General features: G+C 71.0%; 21 protein-coding genes. 14 read left to right on the top strand and 7 right to left on the bottom strand.

Annotated elements, in window-relative coordinates; all coding sequences use genetic code 11:
* Positions 1-113: 113 nt before the first annotated feature.
* Positions 114-719 carry a GTP cyclohydrolase I FolE gene (gene folE / locus ABCR83_RS18550; protein ID WP_462696153.1) on the top strand — a complete coding sequence of 202 codons (606 nt, stop codon included), beginning with the start codon at positions 114-116 and terminating at the stop codon, positions 717-719.
* Between the two features lie 79 nt (positions 720-798).
* On the opposite strand, the gene ABCR83_RS18555 is transcribed toward folE, so the two are convergent.
* A complete protein-coding gene (locus ABCR83_RS18555; protein WP_462696154.1) occupies positions 799-1,911 on the bottom strand; it encodes an alpha/beta hydrolase in 1,113 nt (370 codons plus the stop codon).
* Between the two features lie 170 nt (positions 1,912-2,081).
* Here ABCR83_RS18555 and ABCR83_RS18560 point away from each other — a divergent pair, with 170 nt between their 5' ends.
* The 6 genes from ABCR83_RS18560 to ABCR83_RS18585 all read left to right on the top strand — a co-directional run bounded on the left by ABCR83_RS18560 (position 2,082) and on the right by ABCR83_RS18585 (position 7,302).
* A complete protein-coding gene (locus ABCR83_RS18560) occupies positions 2,082-3,932 on the top strand; it encodes a phosphatidylglycerol lysyltransferase domain-containing protein (protein ID WP_462696155.1) in 1,851 nt (616 codons plus the stop codon).
* A gap of 100 nt (positions 3,933-4,032) precedes the next feature.
* Complete coding sequence (folP, locus tag ABCR83_RS18565) at positions 4,033-4,908, top strand: dihydropteroate synthase (RefSeq protein WP_462696156.1); 876 nt, start codon at positions 4,033-4,035, stop codon at positions 4,906-4,908.
* Between the two features lie 73 nt (positions 4,909-4,981).
* Complete coding sequence (locus ABCR83_RS18570) at positions 4,982-5,476, top strand: nuclear transport factor 2 family protein (RefSeq protein ID WP_462696157.1); 495 nt, start codon at positions 4,982-4,984, stop codon at positions 5,474-5,476.
* A 298-nt stretch (positions 5,477-5,774) separates the two neighbouring features.
* A complete protein-coding gene (gene folB, locus ABCR83_RS18575; protein ID WP_462696158.1) occupies positions 5,775-6,143 on the top strand; it encodes a dihydroneopterin aldolase in 369 nt (122 codons plus the stop codon).
* Positions 6,140-6,733: a 2-amino-4-hydroxy-6-hydroxymethyldihydropteridine diphosphokinase gene (folK, locus tag ABCR83_RS18580; RefSeq protein ID WP_462696159.1), complete on the top strand. Its 594-nt coding sequence runs from the start codon at positions 6,140-6,142 to the stop codon at positions 6,731-6,733. Before folB ends, folK begins: the two co-directional genes overlap by 4 nt.
* 77 nt (positions 6,734-6,810) lie before the next feature.
* On the top strand, positions 6,811-7,302 hold the full coding sequence (locus tag ABCR83_RS18585; protein WP_462696207.1) for a DUF3180 domain-containing protein: 492 nt from the start codon (positions 6,811-6,813) through the stop codon (positions 7,300-7,302).
* A 21-nt stretch (positions 7,303-7,323) separates the two neighbouring features.
* Here ABCR83_RS18585 and ABCR83_RS18590 read toward each other — a convergent pair whose 3' ends face one another.
* Positions 7,324-8,493 (bottom strand): ABC transporter ATP-binding protein, encoded by a 1,170-nt coding sequence (locus tag ABCR83_RS18590; RefSeq protein ID WP_462696160.1) that lies wholly within the window; start codon positions 8,491-8,493, stop codon positions 7,324-7,326.
* Between the two features lie 140 nt (positions 8,494-8,633).
* Between ABCR83_RS18590 and ABCR83_RS18595 the strand changes: the two genes are divergently transcribed.
* The 4 genes from ABCR83_RS18595 (at position 8,634) to ABCR83_RS18610 (ending at position 12,393) form a co-directional block, all read left to right on the top strand.
* Positions 8,634-9,350, top strand: a complete 717-nt coding sequence (locus ABCR83_RS18595) for an ABC transporter permease (protein WP_462696161.1) — start codon at positions 8,634-8,636, stop codon at positions 9,348-9,350.
* A complete protein-coding gene (locus tag ABCR83_RS18600) occupies positions 9,350-10,066 on the top strand; it encodes an ABC transporter permease (protein WP_462696162.1) in 717 nt (238 codons plus the stop codon). Before ABCR83_RS18595 ends, ABCR83_RS18600 begins: the two co-directional genes overlap by 1 nt.
* 53 nt (positions 10,067-10,119) lie before the next feature.
* Complete coding sequence (locus ABCR83_RS18605; RefSeq protein ID WP_462696163.1) at positions 10,120-11,109, top strand: ABC transporter substrate-binding protein; 990 nt, start codon at positions 10,120-10,122, stop codon at positions 11,107-11,109.
* Positions 11,110-11,193: 84 nt separating this feature from the next.
* A complete protein-coding gene (locus ABCR83_RS18610) occupies positions 11,194-12,393 on the top strand; it encodes a hypothetical protein (protein ID WP_462696164.1) in 1,200 nt (399 codons plus the stop codon).
* Positions 12,394-12,420: 27 nt separating this feature from the next.
* Here the strand turns inward: ABCR83_RS18610 and ABCR83_RS18615 are convergent, their stop codons facing one another.
* Positions 12,421-13,563 carry an NADH-quinone oxidoreductase subunit D gene (locus ABCR83_RS18615; protein WP_462696165.1) on the bottom strand — a complete coding sequence of 381 codons (1,143 nt, stop codon included), beginning with the start codon at positions 13,561-13,563 and terminating at the stop codon, positions 12,421-12,423.
* Between the two features lie 12 nt (positions 13,564-13,575).
* Complete coding sequence (locus ABCR83_RS18620) at positions 13,576-14,592, bottom strand: SAM-dependent methyltransferase (RefSeq protein ID WP_462696166.1); 1,017 nt, start codon at positions 14,590-14,592, stop codon at positions 13,576-13,578.
* A gap of 121 nt (positions 14,593-14,713) precedes the next feature.
* Here ABCR83_RS18620 and ABCR83_RS18625 point away from each other — a divergent pair, with 121 nt between their 5' ends.
* Positions 14,714-15,916: a sensor histidine kinase gene (locus ABCR83_RS18625; RefSeq protein WP_462696167.1), complete on the top strand. Its 1,203-nt coding sequence runs from the start codon at positions 14,714-14,716 to the stop codon at positions 15,914-15,916.
* A 42-nt stretch (positions 15,917-15,958) separates the two neighbouring features.
* Positions 15,959-16,636, top strand: a complete 678-nt coding sequence (locus ABCR83_RS18630; protein WP_462696168.1) for a response regulator — start codon at positions 15,959-15,961, stop codon at positions 16,634-16,636.
* A gap of 3 nt (positions 16,637-16,639) precedes the next feature.
* Here the strand turns inward: ABCR83_RS18630 and ABCR83_RS18635 are convergent, their stop codons facing one another.
* Positions 16,640-17,179, bottom strand: coding sequence for an HXXEE domain-containing protein (locus ABCR83_RS18635; RefSeq protein ID WP_462696169.1), 540 nt, complete (start codon positions 17,177-17,179; stop codon positions 16,640-16,642).
* 72 nt (positions 17,180-17,251) lie between these two features.
* Positions 17,252-18,370, bottom strand: coding sequence for a DUF5937 family protein (locus tag ABCR83_RS18640; protein WP_462696170.1), 1,119 nt, complete (start codon positions 18,368-18,370; stop codon positions 17,252-17,254).
* Positions 18,371-18,470: 100 nt separating this feature from the next.
* Between ABCR83_RS18640 and ABCR83_RS18645 the strand changes: the two genes are divergently transcribed.
* Positions 18,471-18,734: a hypothetical protein gene (locus tag ABCR83_RS18645; RefSeq protein ID WP_462696171.1), complete on the top strand. Its 264-nt coding sequence runs from the start codon at positions 18,471-18,473 to the stop codon at positions 18,732-18,734.
* Here ABCR83_RS18645 and ABCR83_RS18650 read toward each other — a convergent pair.
* Positions 18,651-19,829 carry a threonine aldolase family protein gene (locus ABCR83_RS18650; RefSeq protein WP_462696172.1) on the bottom strand — a complete coding sequence of 393 codons (1,179 nt, stop codon included), beginning with the start codon at positions 19,827-19,829 and terminating at the stop codon, positions 18,651-18,653. The genes ABCR83_RS18645 and ABCR83_RS18650 overlap by 84 nt on opposite strands.
* Between the last annotated feature and the right edge of the window lie 127 nt (positions 19,830-19,956).

A 19,956-nucleotide genomic window follows, 5' to 3' on the forward strand; every position in this document is an offset into this window, starting at 1 on the left:
CCCGGAATGGATGCCGCGTCACCCAGGTTTTAGCCTTGGGGGCGCGGCGTCGCGCATATGTGCACACCGGCCCGCCGCGCAGGCGCGTACGCACGAGAGAACGAGGGAACTCCATGACCGACCCGGTGACCTTGGACGCCGAGCATTCCGTCGGCGAATTCGACGAGAAGCGGGCCGAGAACGCGGTGCGCGAGCTGCTGATCGCGGTCGGCGAGGACCCGGACCGGGAGGGCCTGCGGGAGACTCCGGCGCGGGTGGCACGCGCCTACAAGGAGATATTCGCGGGCCTGTGGCAGGAGCCGGAGGATGTGCTGACCACAACCTTCGACCTGGGGCACGACGAGATGGTGCTGGTCCGCGACATCGAGGTCTACAGCACCTGTGAGCACCACCTGGTGCCGTTCCATGGAGTGGCGCACGTCGGCTATATCCCGGCGACCAGCGGCAAGATAACCGGGCTGTCGAAGCTGGCCCGGCTGGTGGACGTCTATGCCCGCCGCCCGCAGGTGCAGGAACGGCTCACCACGCAGATCGCGGACTCCCTGATGGAGATCCTCGAGGCCCGGGGCGTTGTGGTGGTGGTCGAGTGCGAGCACATGTGCATGTCCATGCGGGGGATCCGGAAGCCCGGCGCCAAGACGCTGACCTCGGCGGTGCGGGGCCAGCTGCGCGACCCCGCGACGCGGGCCGAGGCGATGAGCCTCATCGTGTCCCGGTAAATGCAGCACGTCCGTTGAACGGGGCAGGCCCTGAAGAAAATGGCCCGCTGTGGGCAGCGGGCCATGGGAACAGGGGCGGTCACGCGCTGAGGCGGCTGCCCATCCACTGCAGGGTGCCGGGGATCTCTCGGCGCCAGGTGTTGAAGTTGTGGCCGCCGCTCTCCAGGATCATCGAGGAGACCCGGGCCGGGTGCTTGGCCGCCAGCTCGATGAACTTCATGGTGTCCTTGTAGTTGTGCTCGCCCTGCTTGCTGCTGGTCACCAGCAGCGAGACCTTGGGCAGCGGCTTGTTCTTCAGACGCCACATCAGGTTGTTCTCGTTCTCCAGCTTCTTGCTGCCGTTGAAGAGCGAACCGGTCGTCGGGTCCTGCGGGGCCTTGTAGTAGCCGGAAAGGGCGGCGGCGGCACCGTAGGCGCCGGGGTGCCGCATCGCGAGCTTGAGGGCGCAGTAGCCACCGGTGGAGTCGCCGATCATGCCCCAGTTCGCGGCCTTGGTCCCGACCCGGTACTGCTGGGACACCGCCTTCCGCAGATCCTTGGTGAAGAAGGTCTCGGTCTGCGGACCGCCCGGTATGTCCATGCACTCGGTGTCCCGGGGCGGCGCGACGGTCGGCCGCATCATCACCAGGATGGTGGGCTGCATCTTCTTCTCTTTGGCGAGCTTGTGCGCCGTCTGCGGGTAGTGCAGCCCCTTGATCAGGGCCTCGGCGGTACCGGGGTAGCCGGTCAGCACGACGGAGGCGGGAAACTTGCGGTTGGCGAATTCCGGCTGGAAGTACTCCGGCGGAAGGTAGATGAAGGCCGGGCTGGCGATCTTTGATTCGGGTCCCTGGATGTTGACCTTCTCGATCTGGCCCGCGACCCGCGGCACCGTGGCCCGGGGCACGTTCACCTGCTGGACGCCCATGACCTTGATCTGCTTGGCGCCCGCGCTGTGGTCGATCACCACGCCCTGGTCCTGCTCCTGGCCGAAGAGGTCGGCCCAGGAGGCGTAGAAACCGAAGGACTGGTTGGCCCACAGCCCGATCGAGGCGAAGAGCGTCAGCTGGGTGACGACGAGCATGCCGATCCGGGCGAACACGGAGCCCACGCTCCGCTTACCCAGCCGCGGCCACAGCCAGATCGTCAGAGCGAAGAGCACTACCGCCAAAACGACGGCCAGCAGTAGAACTGTCTTGCTGGTGAGACCCATGAGGTGCTTTCTGCCGAGCGACCCGGCGCCCGAGTCGCGGAATGGTTACTTTTTCCGGGCCCGGCCCCGGCGGAACCTCAGCCCCGAAACCGTCGTCCTATAGGGCGCACATTGTCCGGGCGCTGCCGACCAGATGCCGCAGGCCCACTCGACATGGACGACGGGAAGAGATGTCTGTCAGGGTAGATGGCAAAAAGTCCGACGAGGTTCCTTCGGGACCGACGAGGCTGTCGTGGCTTGCGCGCATGGCGAAGGGCCCGAAGCCGGAGAACGTTCCCCTGGTCGTAGGCACGGTCGCCGCCCTTATCGGCCTGATGAACATCGCGGCCGGCGTCTTCCCCCGCGTCCGCTTCAGCAGGGTGCACGCCCTCGCCGAGGTGCTGCCCGGTGCGGTCACCCAGCTCGCGCCCGCCGCCTCGATAGTCGTCGGCATCCTGCTGCTGATGCTCGCGCACGGGCTCAAGCGCGCCAAGCAGCGCGCCTGGCTCGCCGCCGTGCTGGTGCTGCCGGTCGGCGTGGCCGCGCACCTGATCTACCGGCACTCCTACATGGGCGCCGCCTTCTCCCTGCTGCTCTTCCTCTACCTGATGTGGCGCAAGAGTTCCTTCACCGCGCTGCCGGACCCGCGCAGCCGCTGGAAGGCGCTGGCCAACTTTGTGTTCATGGGCGGGGCCAGCTTCGGCCTCGGCTGGGTGATCGTGACCTCGCACCCGGACCAGATGATCGGTGACCCGCCGATCCTCGAGCAGATCGAGCATGTGATCTGGGGCCTCTTCGGCTTCGAGGGCTCGATCCGCTACACCGACAATGTCGACTACACCGTCGGCTACTCCCTCGGCGCCCTCGGCCTGCTGACCCTCGTCACCACCGTCTTCCTGGTCTTCCGCCCGGAGCACCCCGCCGCCGTCCTCACCGAGGAGGACGAGGACAAGCTGCGCGAACTGCTCGACAAGCACGGCGCCCGCGACTCGCTCGGCCACTTCGCGCTGCGCCGCGACAAGAGCGTGGTCTTCTCCCCGACCGGCAAGGCGGCCGTCTCCTACCGCGTGGTCTCCGGCGTGATGCTCGCCAGCGGCGACCCGATCGGCGACGTCGAGGCCTGGCCGGGCGCCATCGAGCAGTTCATGGAGCTGGCCAGGCGCCACTCCTGGACGCCCGCCGTCAATGGCTGCAGCGAGACCGGTGGCGAGGTGTGGACCCGCGAGACCGGGCTGGACGCCCTGGAGATGGGCGACGAAGCCATCGTCGATGTGGCGGACTTCACCCTGACCGGACGCTCCATGCGCAATGTCCGCCAGATGGTCAAGCGCATCGAGCGCAATGGCTACACCACCAAGGTGCGCCGGGTCGGCGACCTCTCGGCCGAGGAGCTGGCGGCCGTCCAGAAGGCGGCCAACGCCTGGCGCGACACCGACGAGGAGCGCGGCTTCTCCATGGCGCTGGGCCGGATCGGCGACCCCAAGGACCTGGACGCCATCATCGCCACCGCCCACAAGGACCCGGAGGAGGGCGAGGACGCCCCGTTCGGTGACCTCAAGGCCATGCAGCACTTTGTGCCGTGGGGCAAGGACGGCTCGTCGCTGGAGCTGATGCGCCGCGACCGCAGCGCCGACCCGGGCATGAACGAACTGCTCATCGTCGCCTTCCTGCAGGCCGCGCCCGACCTGAAGATCAAGCGCATGTCGCTGAACTTCGCGTTCTTCCGCTCCGCCCTCGAGCGCGGCAGCAAGCTGGGCGCGGGCCCGGTGGTGCGCATCCAGAGCAAGGTGCTGATCTTCCTCTCCCGCTGGTTCCAGATCGAGTCGCTCTACAAGTTCAACGAGAAGTTCCGGCCCCGCTGGGAGCCGCGCTTCATCGTCTTCCCGCACAACCGCGACCTGCCGCGCATCGGCTTCGCGATGATGCAGGCGGAGGGCTTCCTGGAGCTGCCGCGGCTGCTGCGCCGCCGCCCGGCCCCGCCGAAGCCGTCCGGCCTGGAGAACGACCAGGTGGAGCAGGCGGAGATCACCCGCGCCGCGTGACCCGGCGCACCCTCGAGCCCTCCCCGGATCCTTCCGGGGAGGGCTCGGTGCGTTCCGGGCGCCGGGCAGCGCGCTCGTGCCACGCCCTAGGCTGGTTGGCATGAGTACCTTGCGCGGTCGTATCGGGCCGGTCGGCCTGCCGGAGTGGGACCGCTGTGCGGTGATGGGTGTGGTGAACGTCACGCCCGATTCGTTCTCGGACGGCGGCCGTTGGTTCGGCACCACCGCGGCGGTCAAGCGCGGCCTGGCGCTGGTCGAGGCCGGCGCCGATCTGGTCGATGTGGGCGGCGAGTCCACCCGGCCGGGTGCCGTGCGGGTGGCCGAGGACGAAGAACTGCGCCGGGTGGTGCCGGTGGTGCGCGAACTGGTCGCCGAGGGGGTGCCGGTGTCGGTGGACACCATGCGGGCCTCGGTCGCCCGGGCGGCCGTCGACGCCGGGGCGGTGCTCGTCAACGATGTCAGCGGCGGTCTCGCGGATCCCGCGATGGTGCCGATGGTGGCCGCGGCCCGGGTGCCGTTCGTGGTGATGCACTGGCGCGGGTTCAGCGCGGACATGAACAGCCGGGCGGTGTACCGGGATGTGGTCGGCGAGGTCCTCGCCGAGCTGCGGCAGCGGGTGGACGCGGTGGTCGCGGGCGGCGTCGACCCGGAGCGCATCGTGGTGGACCCGGGGCTGGGCTTCGCCAAGACCGCCGAACACGACCTGGCGCTGGTCGCCGAGCTCGCCCGGCTGGACCGGGAGCTGGGCCGGCCGGTGCTGGTCGCGGCGTCCCGCAAGCGGTTCCTCGGCCGGGTGCTGGCCGATGACGAGGGCGCCCCGCCACCCGCCCGGGAGCGCGACGCGGCCACCGCCGCCGTCTCCGCGCTCGCGGCGCGCGACGGTGCGTGGGCGGTGCGGGTGCACGAGGTACGGGCGAGCGCGGACGCGGTGCGCGTGGTGCGCGCGGTGTCGGGTGCGGCCGAGGGGGCACTGTGAGGGAGCGGGGCGACCGAGTCATCAGGGGGTATGTGCCCTGCTCACGCAGGCCCGAGCGGAGCGAGGGACCCGCATGAGCAGCGCCCGTACGGACGGCGAGCGGGTCGAGCTCGCCAATACCGCCCTGTACGAGGCGATGGAGCGCGGGGACACCGCGGCCATGGACGGGATGTGGCTGGACGACCGGGACACCGAGGTCTCCTGTGTGCATCCCGGGTGGCCGGTGCTGCGCGGGCGGGGCGAGGTGCTCCGCTCCTATGCGCTGATCATGGCCAGTACCGACTACATCCAGTTCTTCCTCACCGATGTCGAGGTGTCGGTCATCGGTGACACCGCCCTGGTGACCTGCACCGAGAACATCCTCAGCGGGGCGCCCGCCGAGGCGGAGGGGGAGCTGGGCCCGCTGGTGGGGCAGCTGGTCGTGGCGACCAATGTGTTCCGGCGGGTCGGCTCCCAGTGGAAGGTGTGGTCGCACCATGGCTCGCCGGTGCTGGCGGGGCGGGAGGACGAGAGCGGCGAGGAGGCCGGGAACGGCGAGAACGGCGACGAGCCGGGCCTGCTGGGCTGACGCACGGCCGGGCGGTGCGTCAGTGTGAGGGATATGTGACCACTCGTTCGAGCTGTATCGAGGACGGGTAGGGGTGGGCCACCGGCTCTTGGGGTAAACGCGGCAGGGCCCGGTGACCGGCATCACAGCCGTTCCCGTCCCGGCACCCATGGGCGGGCACTGTCCGTGCTCGCAGGTAGATTCGACGTTGGGTATCCCGGTCGAAGGCCGGGGACGGGCGACGTTCGGGCCTGGCCGGGCGCTCCCTCCCCCATAGCCTTGAGGGCATGGGGGTGCCCCCATCCGACGACCAGCAGGAGTGATTCGTGTGGATCGTGTCGCGCTGCGCGGCCTGAAGGCTCGCGGGCACCACGGGGTGTTCCCCCGGGAACGCGAGGAAGGGCAGACCTTCATCGTGGACCTGGTGCTGGGCCTGGACGCCCGGTCGGCCGCGGCCGATGACGACCTCACGAAGACCGTGCACTACGGCATCGTCGCGGAGGAGGTCGTCGAGATCGTCCAGGGGGAGCCCGTGGACCTCATCGAGACCCTCGCCGAGCGGATCGCCGAGCAGTGCCTCAAACACGATGTGGTGCAGGAGGTCGAGGTCGTGGTGCACAAGCCGGACGCCCCGATCACCGTGCCCTTCGACGATGTGACCGTCACGATCACCCGGAGCCGAGTATGAGCAGCAGCGACCCGACCGTGCAGCCGGTGCCCGCCTCCGTGGTGGAGCAGGTGGACGCCGCCGATGTGACCCTGAGCAATCCCAAACGCGCCGTGATCTCGCTCGGCAGCAATCTCGGCAACCGCCTGGAGACGCTGCAGGGCGCCATCGACGCCCTGGAGGACACGCCGGGCCTGCGGGTCAAGGCGGTCTCCCCGGTATACGAGACGGAGCCCTGGGGCGTGGAGCCGGGCTCCCAGCCGGCGTATTACAACGCGGTGGTGCTGGTGAAGACCACGTTGCCGCCGTCCTCGCTGCTGGAGCGCGGGCACGCCATCGAGGAGGCCTTCGAGCGGGTGCGCGACGAGCGCTGGGGCCCGCGGACCATCGATGTCGACATCGTCACCTATCAGGACGTCGTTTCGGACGACCCGGTGCTGACGCTGCCACATCCGCGGGCCCACGAGCGTGCCTTCGTACTGGTTCCGTGGTACGACGTGGACCCGGAGGCCGTGGTTCCGGGACGTGGCCCGGTCGTCGAGCTGCTGACCGGCGTCGGCCGGGACGGTGTGCGGCCCCGGCTGGATCTGGAACTCAGGCTGCCCGAATAGCCGTTGGGCCGGTGTGGTGGTGCGGGTGTGGTTTTTGTGAGTGCTGAGGACGAGTGACGATGAGGGGCGACGGCTCGGTGAAGCAACTTCGGATCGGGGTCCTGTTCGGCCTGTTCGCCGCGGCCGGAGTGCTCTCCTGGGCGGGGGCCCGGCTGTGGGATTCGTTTGGCACCCTGCCCCGGGTGCCGGTGGCGGCCCCGATCGTGCTGGCCGTCATCGCGGCCGTGCTGACCGCGACCGCGTTCTCGCTGCGGTCCCGGCTGCGGGCGCAGCGTGAGCGGCGGCCCGGCGCCAAGGGCGTGGACCCGCTGCTGGCCGCCCGGGCGGTGGTGTTCGGGCAGGCGAGCGCGCTGGTCGCGGCGCTGGTCTCGGGGGCGTACGGCGGGGTGGGCGTCTTTCTGCTGATGGAGGGGCTGGAGGATCCGGCCCGCCGCGACCAGGCGATCTATGCCGGTGCGTCCGTGGTGGCGGGCGTGTGTGTGATAGCGGCCGCGTTCTTCATGGAGCGGGTCTGCAAGCTGCCCGAGGACGATGACGAGGACGGCGGCGCGTCGTCCCCCGCGGCCTGAGCGGCCTCGGGGGAGCGCGTCCTACGATCCCGGGACGGTCCTCAGGTCCACCTCGGCCCGCGTGGCGCCCTGGGCATCCGCACCGATGGAGCGCCGGAGCGCCTCGTGCAGCCGGGCCGGGGTGAGGACGCCCAGGAAGTGGTCGGCGTTCTCGCCGTCGAGGACGGCGATCCAGCCCGCGTCGTGCTGCAGCATGGTGCTGAACGCCTGCTTGAGCGAGGCGCCGACCGGGAGCCAGGCGTCCATGTGGCGGGCGTGATCCCGCACCGTGCCCTCGGTGGCGAAGCCCATCGCGTCGGCCGAGATCCAGCCGTGCAGATTGTCCTCGTCGTCCAGGACGACGGCCCAGCGCGAGCCCTCCCGGGCGAGCCGGGAGACCGCGGTGGACAGCGGGTCGTCGAGGTGGACCACCGGGGGCTGTTCGAGGTCACCGGGTTCGATCGAGGTGACGGAGAGGCGCTTGAGCCCGCGGTCGGCCCCGACGAAGTCGGCGACATACGGCGTGGCCGGGGCGCCGAGCACGGCCGTCGGGGCGTCGAACTGCTCGATGCGGCCATGGCCGTAGACGGCGATCCGGTCGCCCAGGCGGACGGCTTCCTCCATGTCATGTGTGACAAAGAGCACGGTCTTGTGGACCTGTGACTGCAGCCGCAGGAATTCGGTCTGCAGCCGCTCGCGCACCACCGGGTCAACCGCGCCGAAGGGTTCGTCCATCAGGAGGACGGGCGGGTCGGCGGCGAGCGCGCGGGCCACGCCGACGCGCTGGCGCTGGCCGCCGGAGAGCTGGTCGGGGTAGCGGCCGCCGAAGACGGACGGGTCGAGCCCGACGAGGTCCAGCAGCTCGGCGGCGCGGGCCCGGGCCTTCTTGCGCGGCCAGCCCAGCAGGTGCGGGACGGTCGCGGTGTTGTCCAGCACGGTCTTGTGCGGGAAGAGCCCGACCTGCTGGATCACATAGCCGATGCGGCGGCGGAGCTCGACGGGATCGGCGGCGGCGATGTCCTCGCCGTCCAGGCTGATGCGGCCGCTGGTGGGCTCGATCAGCCGGTTGACCATCTTCATGGTGGTGGTCTTGCCGCAGCCGGACGGTCCGACGAGCGTGATCAGCTCACCCTCCGCGACTTCGAAGGACAGGTCGTCCACGGCGGTCGTGCCATCGGCGTAGCGCTTGGTGACGTGCTCAAAACGGATCACGCTCCCCATTGTGCGGGCATGGTGCGGGTATCCGTCGCCGGGTTTGTTGCGGTTGTGTGGCGGCCCACAGGCGATTGTCAGTGCCCGGGGTTAGGGTCGCCAGTAACCGTCGGTGAAGGCCAAGGGGGAGGTGAGCGTACATGTCGGAGCCGGGTGGGAACTGCCTGATCGACAACGACTGGATCTGCGGCGAGTATGTGCGGACCCGCGGCCAGGAGCTGATGGATGCCACGCTGCAGCACATCGGCATCACGCTGGCATCGGTCGTCATCGGGTTGCTGATCGCCTTTCCGCTGGCGCTGCTGGCCCGGCGGTGGCGCGGGGTGGCCGGGCCGGTGCTCGGGCTGACCACGGTGCTCTACACCGTGCCCTCGCTGGCCATGTTCTCGCTGCTGGTGCCGGTCTTCGGGCTGTCGGTGTCGGTCGTGATCACCGGTCTGGTGCTGTATTCGCTGACGATTCTGGTGCGGAACATCCTGGCCGGGCTCGCCGCGGTGCCGGAGGAGGCCCGCGAGGCCGCCCGCGGCATGGGGTACGGGCCGGTCCGGCTGCTGTTCGAGGTGGAGCTGCCGCTGGCCCTGCCCGCCGTGATGGCCGGGCTGCGGATCACCACGGTCTCGACCGTCTCGCTGACCACGGTCGGTGCACTGGTCGGCTATGGGGGCCTGGGCAATCTGATCTACGAGGGCCTGCACAGCGTCTTCAAGGCGCAGGTGCTCACCGCGTCGGTGCTCTGTGTGCTGCTGGCGGTGGTGGCGGATCTGGCGCTGCTGTCGGTGCAGCGGCTGCTGACGCCCTGGGCCCGGCCGAAGCGGCGGCTGTGGCCGGGCAAGAAGCAGAAGGGGGCGGTGGCCTGATGGGAGTCGTCGCGGACAGCTGGGCATGGCTGTCCACCGGGTCGCACTGGTCCGGTGGCGACGGGGTGTGGCATCGCCTCGCCGAGCACCTCTATCTGACGGTCGTGTGCCTGGCGATCTCCTGCGCGATAGCCCTGCCGATCGCCATCCTGCTGGGGCACACGGGCCGGGGCGGCGCGCTGGCGGTGAACATCTCCAACGCGGGCCGCGCGGTGCCCACTTTCGCGGTGCTGGTGCTGCTGACGCTCAGCCCGCTGGGCATGTACGGTTCCTGGCCGACCGTCATCGCGCTGGTGCTCTTCGCGATACCACCGCTGCTGACCAATGCCTATGTGGGCATGCGCGAGGTGGACCGGGATGTGGTCGAGGCGGCGCGGGGCATGGGCATGTCGGGCCGTCAGGTGATCGGCCGGGTCGAGCTGCCGCTGGCCCTCCCCATGGTGATGACCGGGGTGCGGTCGGCCGCCGTGCAGGTGGTGGCCACGGTCTCGATCGCCGCCATGGTCGGGGGCGGTGGTCTGGGCCGGATCATCACGGCGGGCTTCCGGCTCACCTACACCGCGCAGGTGGTGGCGGGTGCGCTGCTGGTGGCCGTGCTGGCGCTGCTGGTCGAGGGGCTGTTCGTGGCCCTGGAGCGGCTGACCGCCCGGGCCCGCCGCCGGGGCGCGCAGCGCATATCGAGCCGGGCCGTGGCGGGCGGCCTGGGTGACGTCTGATCAAGGCGTTCGGACGGCCGGAGATTTCCGGCGAAACGGATAGGGAGAGCGGCATGACCAGGATCAACCGGCGTCGGACGAGGACCGGGCGGGCTCTGCTCGCAATGGCCGGTGTCGCCGCGCTGACGGCCGGGCTCGCCGCGTGCGGCGGCGAGAGCCTCGAGAAGTCCGGGGGCGGGGGCGGCGGTGGTTCGGCCAAGCCGGGGCAGGGATCGCTGGTCATCGGATCGGCGTCCTTCACCGAGTCCAAGGTGCTCGCGGAAATATACGCGGGCCTGCTGAAGGACGCCGGATATTCGACGTCGATCAAGACCGTGGACGCCCGTGAGCTGTATGAACCGGCTCTGGAGAAGGGCCAGGTCGATGTGGTCCCGGAGTATGCGGCAACGCTCGCCGAATTCCTGAACAAGAAGCAGAACGGGAAGGACGCCCGGGAGGTCGCGTCCGCCGACCCCGAGGCCACGGTGAAGGCGCTGCGGAAACTCGCCGAGCCCCGTGGGCTCAAGGTGCTGGACCCGGGCCGGGCGGTCGATCAGAACGCCTTCGCGGTGAGCAAGGAGTTCGCGGCGAAGCACCAGCTCAAGACCCTTTCCGATCTTGGAAAGTCAAAGGAGCCGATCAAGCTCGCGGCGGGCGACGAATGCACCCAGCGGCCCTTCTGCAAGCCGGGCCTGGAGAAGACCTACGGCATCGACGTCACCGGCATCGACCCGCTCGATGTCGGCAGCACCCAGGCCAAGCAGGCGGTCAAGAGCGGCAAGGACCAGATGGTCCTCACCACCACCACGGACGCCACGCTGGAACAGTTCGGCCTCGTCGCGCTGCAGGACGACAAGAAGTTGCAGAACTCCGACAACGTCCTGCCGGTGGTGAATGCGCGGAAGGCCGGCGCACAGCAGGTCGCGGATGCGCTCAACAAACTCAACAAGGTGCTGACCACGGCCGATCTCTCCGAACTCAACAAGAAGGTGGACGCGGAGCGGCTGAAGCCGGCGGATGTCGCCGCGCAGTACCTCAAGTCCAAGGGGCTGCTGGGCGGGTAGGGAAAGCAGGCGGGGCGTAAGTTCAAGGGAACGTTTTGGTGGTGGAGTCACACTTTCGCAGCAACGCACGGTAAGTTTCAGGCCATGCCACGAGGACGCCACCGCCATTCGACATCCCTGCACCGGCTTCTTCCCTCTTCGCTGGTCGCTGCGACATCGGTCGCCTGCGCGGCCGGCGCCTGGACGGTGAGTGAACCGGTCGTCATACGTGGCCTGGCCGCCGCGGCGGCCGCGGCGGCGGTGGTCGGATCGATACTGATGCGCCGTTGGGACCTGGCCGCGGGAAAGCGCGTCGCCGAGCTCACCGCCGCCCGGGTGCGGGACGAGTGGAAGACCGACGAGCGGCTGGCCGAGCTGGAGACGGATCTCGACGAGACCCGGCTGGCCCGCACCCGGCTGGAGGCCAAGCTGCGCGGCAAGCGTGCGGAGCTGGCCCGGCTCCGTACCGAACACGCGGATCTGCTGCGCCGTTACGCCACCGCCGAGACCGAGCGGGCCAGCGTCCTGGAGGATCGTCGGCTGGAGAGCACCCGGGGCAAGAGCGGGGTGCCCAGGGCCGCACGGGCGTTGGAGTCCGCGATGCAGGCCCGCGCGGAGCGGGAGGCCGGCGCGGAGGCCTATCGCAAGGCCGCCGAGGCCCTCCGTGGCCTGGAGCGCAACGCGGCCCGTCAGGCCGCGGAGGCCGCAGTCGCCGTCGGCGCCGGCGCTGGCACGGAGGAGCGGGAGCGGACGGAGGGTCAGGCCGGGCCGGAGGGCACGGGAGTTCAGGCCGAGCTGGTGGTCCGGCCCAGGGGCGAGGTCGAGGCGGCGCGTCAGCCCGGGGTCGAGGCCGGAGCCAAGCGCGCGCCCGAGGCGGGGGAACGGCCCGATGCCGGAGCCAAGCCCGGAGCCAAGCCCGGGGTCGAGGACCGGCCGGAGGCCGAGTCCGGGACGGGCGCCGAGGCGGGGGCTGCAGAGGTCCGGCCGGGTACCGCCGTCGCGCCGACCGGGGCCCCGCGCGGCGCCCTGCCGTCCGGTGCGCTTGCCCGGCGACCCGCTCCCGCGTCCCGCGCCCAGGGCGGCTTCGACTTCTTCGGCACCAGGAAGCAGCCCGCCCTGCCGCCCAGGGACGCCGAGGCCAGGCCCGCCGAGCCCAAGCCCGTCGAGGAACAGGACCTCGCGGACGTCGTCGGCGAGGAGACCCTGGCCAAGGCGAGCGCCGAGGCCGACGGGGAGGTCATCGACCTGACCGCGCACGACGACACCGAGCAGATCGATGTGGCGGAGCTGCGCAGCGCGATCTGACGACCGCCGCCCGCCCGTCGGCTCCGGCTACTTGTCGATGTCGCCGACGACGAAGAACAGCGAGCCCAGGATCGCCACCATGTCGGCGACCAGCGTGCCCGGCAGCAGTTCGACCAGCGCCTGAATGTTGTTGAACGATGCCGAGCGCAGCTTGAGCCGGTGGGGCGTCTTGTCGCCCTTGGACACCAGGTAGTAGCCGTTGAGGCCGAGCGGGTTCTCGGTCCAGGCGTAGGTCGCCCCCTCCGGGGCCTTGAGCACCTTGGGCAGCCGCTGGTTGATCGGCCCCGGCGGGAGTTCGGCCAGCCGGTCCAGGCAGGCGTCGGCCAGGGCGAGCGAGTTGTGGGTCTGCTCCAGCAGGCACTCGAAGCGGGCCAGGCAGTCGCCTTCCCGGCGGGTGACGACCTGGAGGGTGTCCGCCAGCTCGGCGTAGGCGAGGTACGGCTCGTCGCGGCGGAGGTCGAAGTCCACACCGGAGGCGCGGGCGATGGGGCCGCTGACGCCATAGGCGTGCACGGTCTCCGGGGACAGCACCCCCACCTCACGGGTGCGCCCGCGGAAGATCTCGTTGCCGAGCACCAGCCGGTCGTAGACGTCCATCCGGGAGCGGACCTCGGCCACCGCGTGCCGGGCGCGGCCGGGCCAGCCCGCGGGCAGGTCCTCCTTCAGGCCGCCGACGCGGTTGAACATGTAATGGATCCGGCCGCCGGATACCTCCTCCATGACCGCCTGCAGCTCCTCGCGCTCCCGGAACGCATGGAAGACCGGGGTGATGCCGCCGAGCTCCAGGGGATAGGAGCCGAGGAACATCAGGTGGTTGAGGATCCGGTTCAGCTCGGCCAGCAGGGTTCGGGTCCATACGGCACGCTCGGGGACCTCCATGCCGAGCATGCGCTCGACGGCCAGCACGACGCCGAGCTCGTTGGAGAAGGCGGACAGCCAGTCGTGGCGGTTGGCGAGCATGATGATCTGGCGGTAGTCGCGGGCCTCGAAGAGTTTCTCCGCGCCGCGGTGCATATAGCCGATGACCGGCTCGGCCTGGACGATGCGCTCGCCGTCCAGGACCAGGCGGAGGCGGAGCACGCCATGGGTGGAAGGGTGCTGGGGGCCGATGTTCAGCACCATGTCGGTGCTTTCGGCCGCGCCGCCGATGCCGACTGTCGTCTCCGTCATGGGGTCAGTTTCTCAGCCGGCCGCCGGGGATTCGCCGTCGGCGGGTGCGAGGACGTCCGTGCAGGCCCCGCCCACCGGCTGGAGCAGCCAGCCGAAGGCACCCAGGCCGGCCGGGGCCGTCAGCTCCGCCGCCTCGCCCGCGCTGCTCAGAGCCCGTACATACGCCGCCGGGTCGGTGGAGGCGAGCGAGAGCGGCGGGCGGCGGCCGTCCACGCCCAGCGCGCGCAGCGCCGCGCGCTGGCCGAGCAGCGTGGCGGACGGGCCCGCGCAGGCGTCCAGGGCCACATGCGCGGTGAGGTCGCAGGAACCGTCCGGCACCGGCCGGGTCTCGCGCCCGTCACGGAAGCCGGTCAGCGTGCCGAAGGGCGGCCGGGCGGCGCGCTCATGCGCGTAGTCCACGGCCACCGCCAGCCCGCCCCGCAGGCTGCCGGCCGCCTGCGCCCAGGCCGCGTCGCGCGGGTGGCCGATCTCGGCGCGGCTGCCGGGGGGCGCGCCGTCCAGGGGCCACCAGCGGGCCAGCCAGTCGGCGTCCTCGCCGGAGACCGGGGCGCCGGGCAGCTCCTCGCCGTCGTCCCCGACGAGCACCAGCCGGGGGGTGCCCGCGCCGTCCGTCTCGGCGATGTCCAGCGGTACGTTGTCCAGCCATTCATTGGCGAAGAGGAGACCGGTCACTCCTTTGGGGGGTGTTCGCAGCCAGCTGATGCGCTCGTCAAGCCCGGCCGGCCGGTCGGCGAGCTCCACGGCGTACGGGCGCAGCCGTCCGGCCAGCTCGGACGGGCACCGGTCCAGTACCGCGCTGACGAGTTCCCCGCGCCCCGCACCCATATCGGTGAACGCCAGCGCCGCCGGGTGACCCAGCGCGGCATCGACCCGGCGCAGCAGTTCCACCACCGCGGTGGCGAAGAGGGGGGAGGCGTGGACCGACGTACGGAAGTGCCCGGCGGGGCCCTCGGGGCGGCGATAGAAGCCGCCGGGCCCGTACAGGGCGGCCCGTGCCGCCTCCCGCCAGCCGCGGGTTCCGGATGTCATATACACACGCTATGCGCCCTTGGCGGCCGGGAGCCCTCCACCTTGGGGAGTAGAAGAGGACGGGCGGGATCGATCGCCGGGCTGACCCACGCACAAGCGGGGCATGCCTACGCTGGGTGACGTGCAGCGCCTCTACGACTTCCTCCGCAGACACCCCATCGGGGTGGACAGCACCTGGGCCCTGATGCTGCTGGGGCTGGGGGCCATGGCTGCTGCGGGGACGGTGGGCTCCACGAGGCAGCGGCTGATCGTCGCCCTGGTGGCCTGCGCCATGTCCGTGGTGGTCGCGCTGCGGCGGCGGGCGCCGGTGCAGATGTTGCTGCTGGCCACCCTGACCGGGGTGGCCCAGCTCGCCCTCGATGTCGAGGCGAACGTCTATGACTTCGCCATGCTGGTGATCGTCTACACCGTGGCGTCCGGCAACAAACGCTGGGCCTCGCGCTTCGCGCTGTTCGGCGGGCTGCTGGCGCCGGTGCTCTACTTCCTGCGCTGGCCGGACGAGTACAACACCGGTCCGATGCACAACCTGATCTCGATCGGCTTCGGCGCGGTCCCGTTCATCCTCGCCTGGGTGCTGGGCGACTCGATGCGCACCCGCCGCGCCTACTGGGCGCAGCTGGAGGAGCGCGCCGAGCGGCTGGAGCGGGAGCGCGAGCAGCAGTCGAAGATGGCGGTCACCGCCGAGCGCGCCCGGATCGCCCGCGAGCTGCACGATGTGGTCGCCCACAATGTCTCGGTCATGGTGGTGCAGGCGGACGGCGCGGCCTATGTCCTGGACTCCTCGCCGGACACGGCCAAGCAGGCCCTGGAGACGATCTCCGGCACCGGCCGCCAGGCCCTCGCCGAGATGCGCCGGCTGCTGGGCGTGCTGCGCACCGAGGAGGGCGGCGCCGTCGGCGGAGAGTATGTCCCGCAGCCCGATGTGGGGCAGATCGACGACCTGGTCGAGCAGGTGCGGGGCGCCGGGCTGCCGGTCGACTACCGGGTCGAGGGCTCCGCGCGGCCGCTGCCGAGCGGGGTGGAGCTGACCGCGTACCGCATTGTGCAGGAGGCGCTCACCAACACCCGCAAGCACGGCGGGCCGGATGTGGGGGCGAGCGTGTGCCTGACCTACTTCGACGACGGGCTGGGCCTGCTGGTCGAGGACGACGGGCGGGGCGCCCAGCACGAGCTGTATGAATCGGGTGGCGCGGACGGTATGGGGCACGGCCTCATCGGGATGCGCGAGCGCGTTGGCATGATCGGGGGCACGCTGGACGCGGGACCGCGTCCGGGCGGCGGGTTCCGGATCAGCGTGCTGCTGCCGGCCAAACCGGGCCGCTGACCACGCTGTTGAACGGCTGACCACTACGAAAGGGATCCCCGCATGTCCATCCGCGTCATGCTGGTCGATGACCAGATGTTGCTCCGTACCGGCTTCCGCATGGTGCTGGCGGCCCAGCCCGACATGACGGTCGTCGCCGAGGCCGGGGACGGCGCGGAGGCGCTGGAGGTCCTGCGGGCCACCGCCGTGGATGTGGTCCTGATGGATGTGCGCATGCCCAGGCTGGACGGAGTGGAGGCGACCCGGCGCATCTGTGCCCAGGAGAACCCGCCGAAGGTGCTCATCCTGACCACCTTCGACCTGGACGAGTACGCCTTCTCCGCGCTCAAGGTCGGCGCGAGCGGCTTTATGCTCAAGGACGTGCCGCCCGCCGAACTGCTCGGCGCCATCCGGGCGGTGCACAGCGGCGACGCGGTCGTCGCACCGAGCACCACCCGGCGGCTGCTGGACCGTTTCACCCCGATGCTGCCGAGTGCCGGGGACACCCCGGCCGGCCCGGAGCTGAGCCGCCTCACCGATCGCGAGCGCGAGGTGCTGCTGCTGGTGGCCCAGGGCTTGTCCAACGGCGAGATCGCGGCGCGGCTGGTGCTGTCCGAGGCGACGGTGAAGACCCATGTGGGGCGCATCCTCACCAAGCTGGGCCTGCGGGACCGGGTGCAGGTGGTGGTGATGGCCTATGAGAGCGGCCTGGTGCGGGCCGGCGGCGGTCCGGCCGCGTAACCGCTACTGCCGGACCAGCCGCCGTGCCACCAGATGGGCCCCGACCGTGGCCGCTCCGGCCAGCGCGAGGCCCCGGGCGGCGCCTCGCGCGCCCGACGGGCGCAGCACCCCGGCGCGCCGCAGCCGGGCCCGGGCCCAGAGCGTGAACGGCACCACGACCAGTGGTGCGGTGGCCACGCCGGGCGTGTAGCCGCGGGTGGCGGCGGCCTGTGCCAGATGCACCAGCCCGTGCAGCCCAAAGCCGTCGAGGGTGGCCTGGTAGAACCCGGATCGCCCGCCGGTGCGCCGTCCGTCGGCGGCCGCGGCGGCCACCACCGTCGCCGTCACCCCGACGGCCACCGCGAATTCGCGTCCCACCGTGGACTCCACCGCGCGCCAGATTTTCTCCGGCACCTGCGGGAAGCGCTCGCGCAGCTCCGGTATCCGGGTACGGGCGAAGCGGCCCATGGCGGCCAGTTCCTCGGCGTCGTGCACCGCCCAGGCGGCCAGCAGGCCGAAGGTGACGGCGGGGCCCACTCGTTCACTCGTGGAACGTTCGCTCATGGCGGCAGTCTGCCGCCCGGGTCCGTCCGGCGCGGCCGCCCGGCGCCAAACGTGCCGGAGATCACGCGCTGGTCAACGCAGTACGCCCTCCAGGAAGTCGCTGCCCAGCCGGGCCACCACCGTCAGGTCCAGCTGGTGCAGCACATAGCGGCCGCGCCGCCGGGTGGTCAGCAGCCCGGCCTTCTTCAGCACCGTGATGTGGCGGGACACCTCGGGTGCGCTGATGCCGTGTTCGGCTGCCAGCTCACCGGTGGTGAACGCGGTGCGGGCCAGATTGCGGCAGATCCGGATCCGCATCGGGTGGGCGAGTGCCTCCATGCGGAGTTTCAGCAGGTCGAGGGAGGCCGGGCCGGCCAGTTCGGGCGCGGCGACCGGGTAGTGGACGACCGGCCGCCAGCCCGGTGCGTGCAGCACCATCAGATGGGGCCAGCCGAAGGAGGACGGTACGAACGTGACGCCCGCGCCGACCGCCGGGTCGACGGCCGTCGTCCGGCCGCTGCTGAGCTTGTCGATGGTGATCCGGGTGCGGTCCTCGTCCAGGTGGACGGCCGGGGACACCTCGGCCAGTGCCTCGCGCAGCCCCTTGCGCTGCAGCACCTCCGTCTTGTGCCGGGCGTCGGTGGCCAGTTGGATGCCCACGCGCTGCCAGACGTCCCCGAAGAACGCCTGCTCGCAGTCCTCGAACAGGCGGCGGATCCAGGCCCGGACGACCGGCGGGTCGTCCAGCAGCCGCCGGGCGAACTCCAGTTGCCGGGGGCCGCGCGCCGCGGCCCGGTCCAGGGCCTCGGAGCGGGAGCGGGCGTCGGTGAGCGGCGAGGCGCCGTTCGTGGAGTAGTGGCTTACGCAGCTGATCTCCAGGGCGGCGCCCACGAACCGCTCGTCGTCGATCCGGTCGGTCATGTCCAGTTCTTCGGCGAGCGTGGTGCAGGGCATTCCGGCCAGCTCGGGGAGCGCGGCGAACGGGATCATGATGTCGGAGATGACCGGACCCCACAGAAAGTCCGCCTCGCACAGCCGGTCGGCCAGATCGGGCTTGAGACCGGCGGTGGTCGAGGTCGACCAGCCGTGCAGCCCGGGATGGTGGGCGGGCTCGGCCAGTACGTGCAGGGCGTTGCCCAGCTCGGCCAGTGGCGAGACCCGGAACAGCACCCGCTCGGCCGGCAGGCCCGTGATGTCGATCGTCACGCTCATGGCACCCATTGTGGGGGCGGTTTCCGGACCACCGGCCCTCGATTGACGTTCCTGGTCAATCCACGCGCCGAGCGCCGCCGGGCGGCCGCACCGTGAGGGCATGAACGCATCCCAGCAGCACCTGCTCGACAGCTACCGCGCCACTCAGCACCGGACGCCCGCTCCGCCGGCGCCGGGCCGCAACGAGTGGCAGGTTGTGCGGGAGTACCGCGATTGGCGCGAATTCATCGCCGTGGTCGACGAGCACGCCGCCCGCCGCCGCTCGTGCTGGGCGCGACTGCTACGCCGTGGCCGCCCCGGTGACCCGGCCGAGCAGAGCGCCCACCGCGTCGCCGATGTCCGTCGCAGTCCAGCCCAGCGCTGAGGCGCCGACCGTGACCTCGGTGACCGCCAGGCCGGGTATCTCCGCCGTGGACCAGCGGTTGAACAGCGCCGCACGCTCCTCTTCCGCGAGCCGCGTCCCGGCCTCCTCCAGGGCCTCCGGCGAATACGGCAGCCACACCTGGAACTGGTGGGTGTGCGGTACGTCCGGATGTATCCGGAACCACGGCACACCGGCCGCCTCGAACGCCTCAGCCAGCGCCCGCGCGACAACCTTCGCGTGCGCCACATACGACGGCAACCGGGGCAGCTCGCGCTCCAGCCCGGCCAGCGCGGTGAGCGCCACCGGCCACTGGTGCACCACATTCCCGCCGTACCGGTGCCGCCACGCCTTCGCCTGCTCGACCAGCCATGACGGACCCGCCAGTACCGACCCCGAGATACCGCCGAGCGACTTGTAGAGCGAGACGTACACCGTGTCCGCGAGGGCGGCTATCTCCGGCAGGCCGACCCCGAAGTGCGGGGCGCACTCCCACAGCCGTGCGCCGTCGAAGTGCACGGCGGCCTCGCGCTCCCGGGCCGCCTCCACCACCTCGTTCAGCTCTTCCCAGGTGGGCAGCAGGAACCCCGCGTCGCGCAGCGGCAGTTCCAGGACGAGCGTCCCGAAGCGTTCGTCCAGCTCCTCGATCTCCGCCGCCGTCGGCTGCCGCGGCGCACTCGTGGTGTGCACCGCCCGCAACCCGCTGACCACCGCATAGGCGTCCCGCTCATGCCTGATCAGATGCGACATCGGGTGCAGGGCCACTGCATCGCTGTCCCGGTCGTCCGCATGCACCCGCAGCGCCACCTGTTGCGCCATGGTGCCGGTGGGGAAGAACGCGGCTGCCTCCTTGCCCAGCAGCTCCGCGACCCGGCGCTCCAGATCGCCGACGATCCCGTCGCCGTAGAAGTCCGGGCCCCGGTCGAGGTCGTACACCTGCGGCGCCTCGGCGGACAGCCGGGCCAGCCGCTCGCCGATCGTCAGGGCGAGCGGGATGTGGGACAGAACCCGGTCGGAGGCGCACAGCGCCGCCAGTCTCCGGTCGCGGTCCACGGGCGGGACCTCATCGTGCCGTTCCTCGGTCATGTCCTCGGTCATGGCGGGATCCTCGCGGCCCGGACCCGACGGCCGCAATGAGATTGTCCACAGCCCCGGGAACACCGCAGCCGCCGAGCGCACCCGGCGCGTAGCATGGCAGCGGAATCGTCCGGTACCCCCGCGGACT

The sequence above is a fragment of the Streptomyces xingningensis genome, assembly GCF_054957865.1.

Coding starts and splice junctions, on each gene's coding strand:
- folE (WP_462696153.1), top strand. CDS start 114: ATGACCGACCCGGTGACCTTGGACGCCGAGCATTCCGTCGGCGAATTC.
- ABCR83_RS18555 (WP_462696154.1), bottom strand. CDS start 1,911: ATGGGTCTCACCAGCAAGACAGTTCTACTGCTGGCCGTCGTTTTGGCG.
- ABCR83_RS18560 (WP_462696155.1), top strand. CDS start 2,082: ATGTCTGTCAGGGTAGATGGCAAAAAGTCCGACGAGGTTCCTTCGGGA.
- folP (WP_462696156.1), top strand. CDS start 4,033: ATGAGTACCTTGCGCGGTCGTATCGGGCCGGTCGGCCTGCCGGAGTGG.
- ABCR83_RS18570 (WP_462696157.1), top strand. CDS start 4,982: ATGAGCAGCGCCCGTACGGACGGCGAGCGGGTCGAGCTCGCCAATACC.
- folK (WP_462696159.1), top strand. CDS start 6,140: ATGAGCAGCAGCGACCCGACCGTGCAGCCGGTGCCCGCCTCCGTGGTG.
- ABCR83_RS18595 (WP_462696161.1), top strand. CDS start 8,634: ATGTCGGAGCCGGGTGGGAACTGCCTGATCGACAACGACTGGATCTGC.
- ABCR83_RS18600 (WP_462696162.1), top strand. CDS start 9,350: ATGGGAGTCGTCGCGGACAGCTGGGCATGGCTGTCCACCGGGTCGCAC.
- ABCR83_RS18605 (WP_462696163.1), top strand. CDS start 10,120: ATGACCAGGATCAACCGGCGTCGGACGAGGACCGGGCGGGCTCTGCTC.
- ABCR83_RS18610 (WP_462696164.1), top strand. CDS start 11,194: ATGCCACGAGGACGCCACCGCCATTCGACATCCCTGCACCGGCTTCTT.
- ABCR83_RS18615 (WP_462696165.1), bottom strand. CDS start 13,563: ATGACGGAGACGACAGTCGGCATCGGCGGCGCGGCCGAAAGCACCGAC.
- ABCR83_RS18620 (WP_462696166.1), bottom strand. CDS start 14,592: ATGACATCCGGAACCCGCGGCTGGCGGGAGGCGGCACGGGCCGCCCTG.
- ABCR83_RS18630 (WP_462696168.1), top strand. CDS start 15,959: ATGTCCATCCGCGTCATGCTGGTCGATGACCAGATGTTGCTCCGTACC.
- ABCR83_RS18635 (WP_462696169.1), bottom strand. CDS start 17,179: ATGAGCGAACGTTCCACGAGTGAACGAGTGGGCCCCGCCGTCACCTTC.
- ABCR83_RS18640 (WP_462696170.1), bottom strand. CDS start 18,370: ATGAGCGTGACGATCGACATCACGGGCCTGCCGGCCGAGCGGGTGCTG.
- ABCR83_RS18645 (WP_462696171.1), top strand. CDS start 18,471: ATGAACGCATCCCAGCAGCACCTGCTCGACAGCTACCGCGCCACTCAG.
- ABCR83_RS18650 (WP_462696172.1), bottom strand. CDS start 19,829: ATGACCGAGGACATGACCGAGGAACGGCACGATGAGGTCCCGCCCGTG.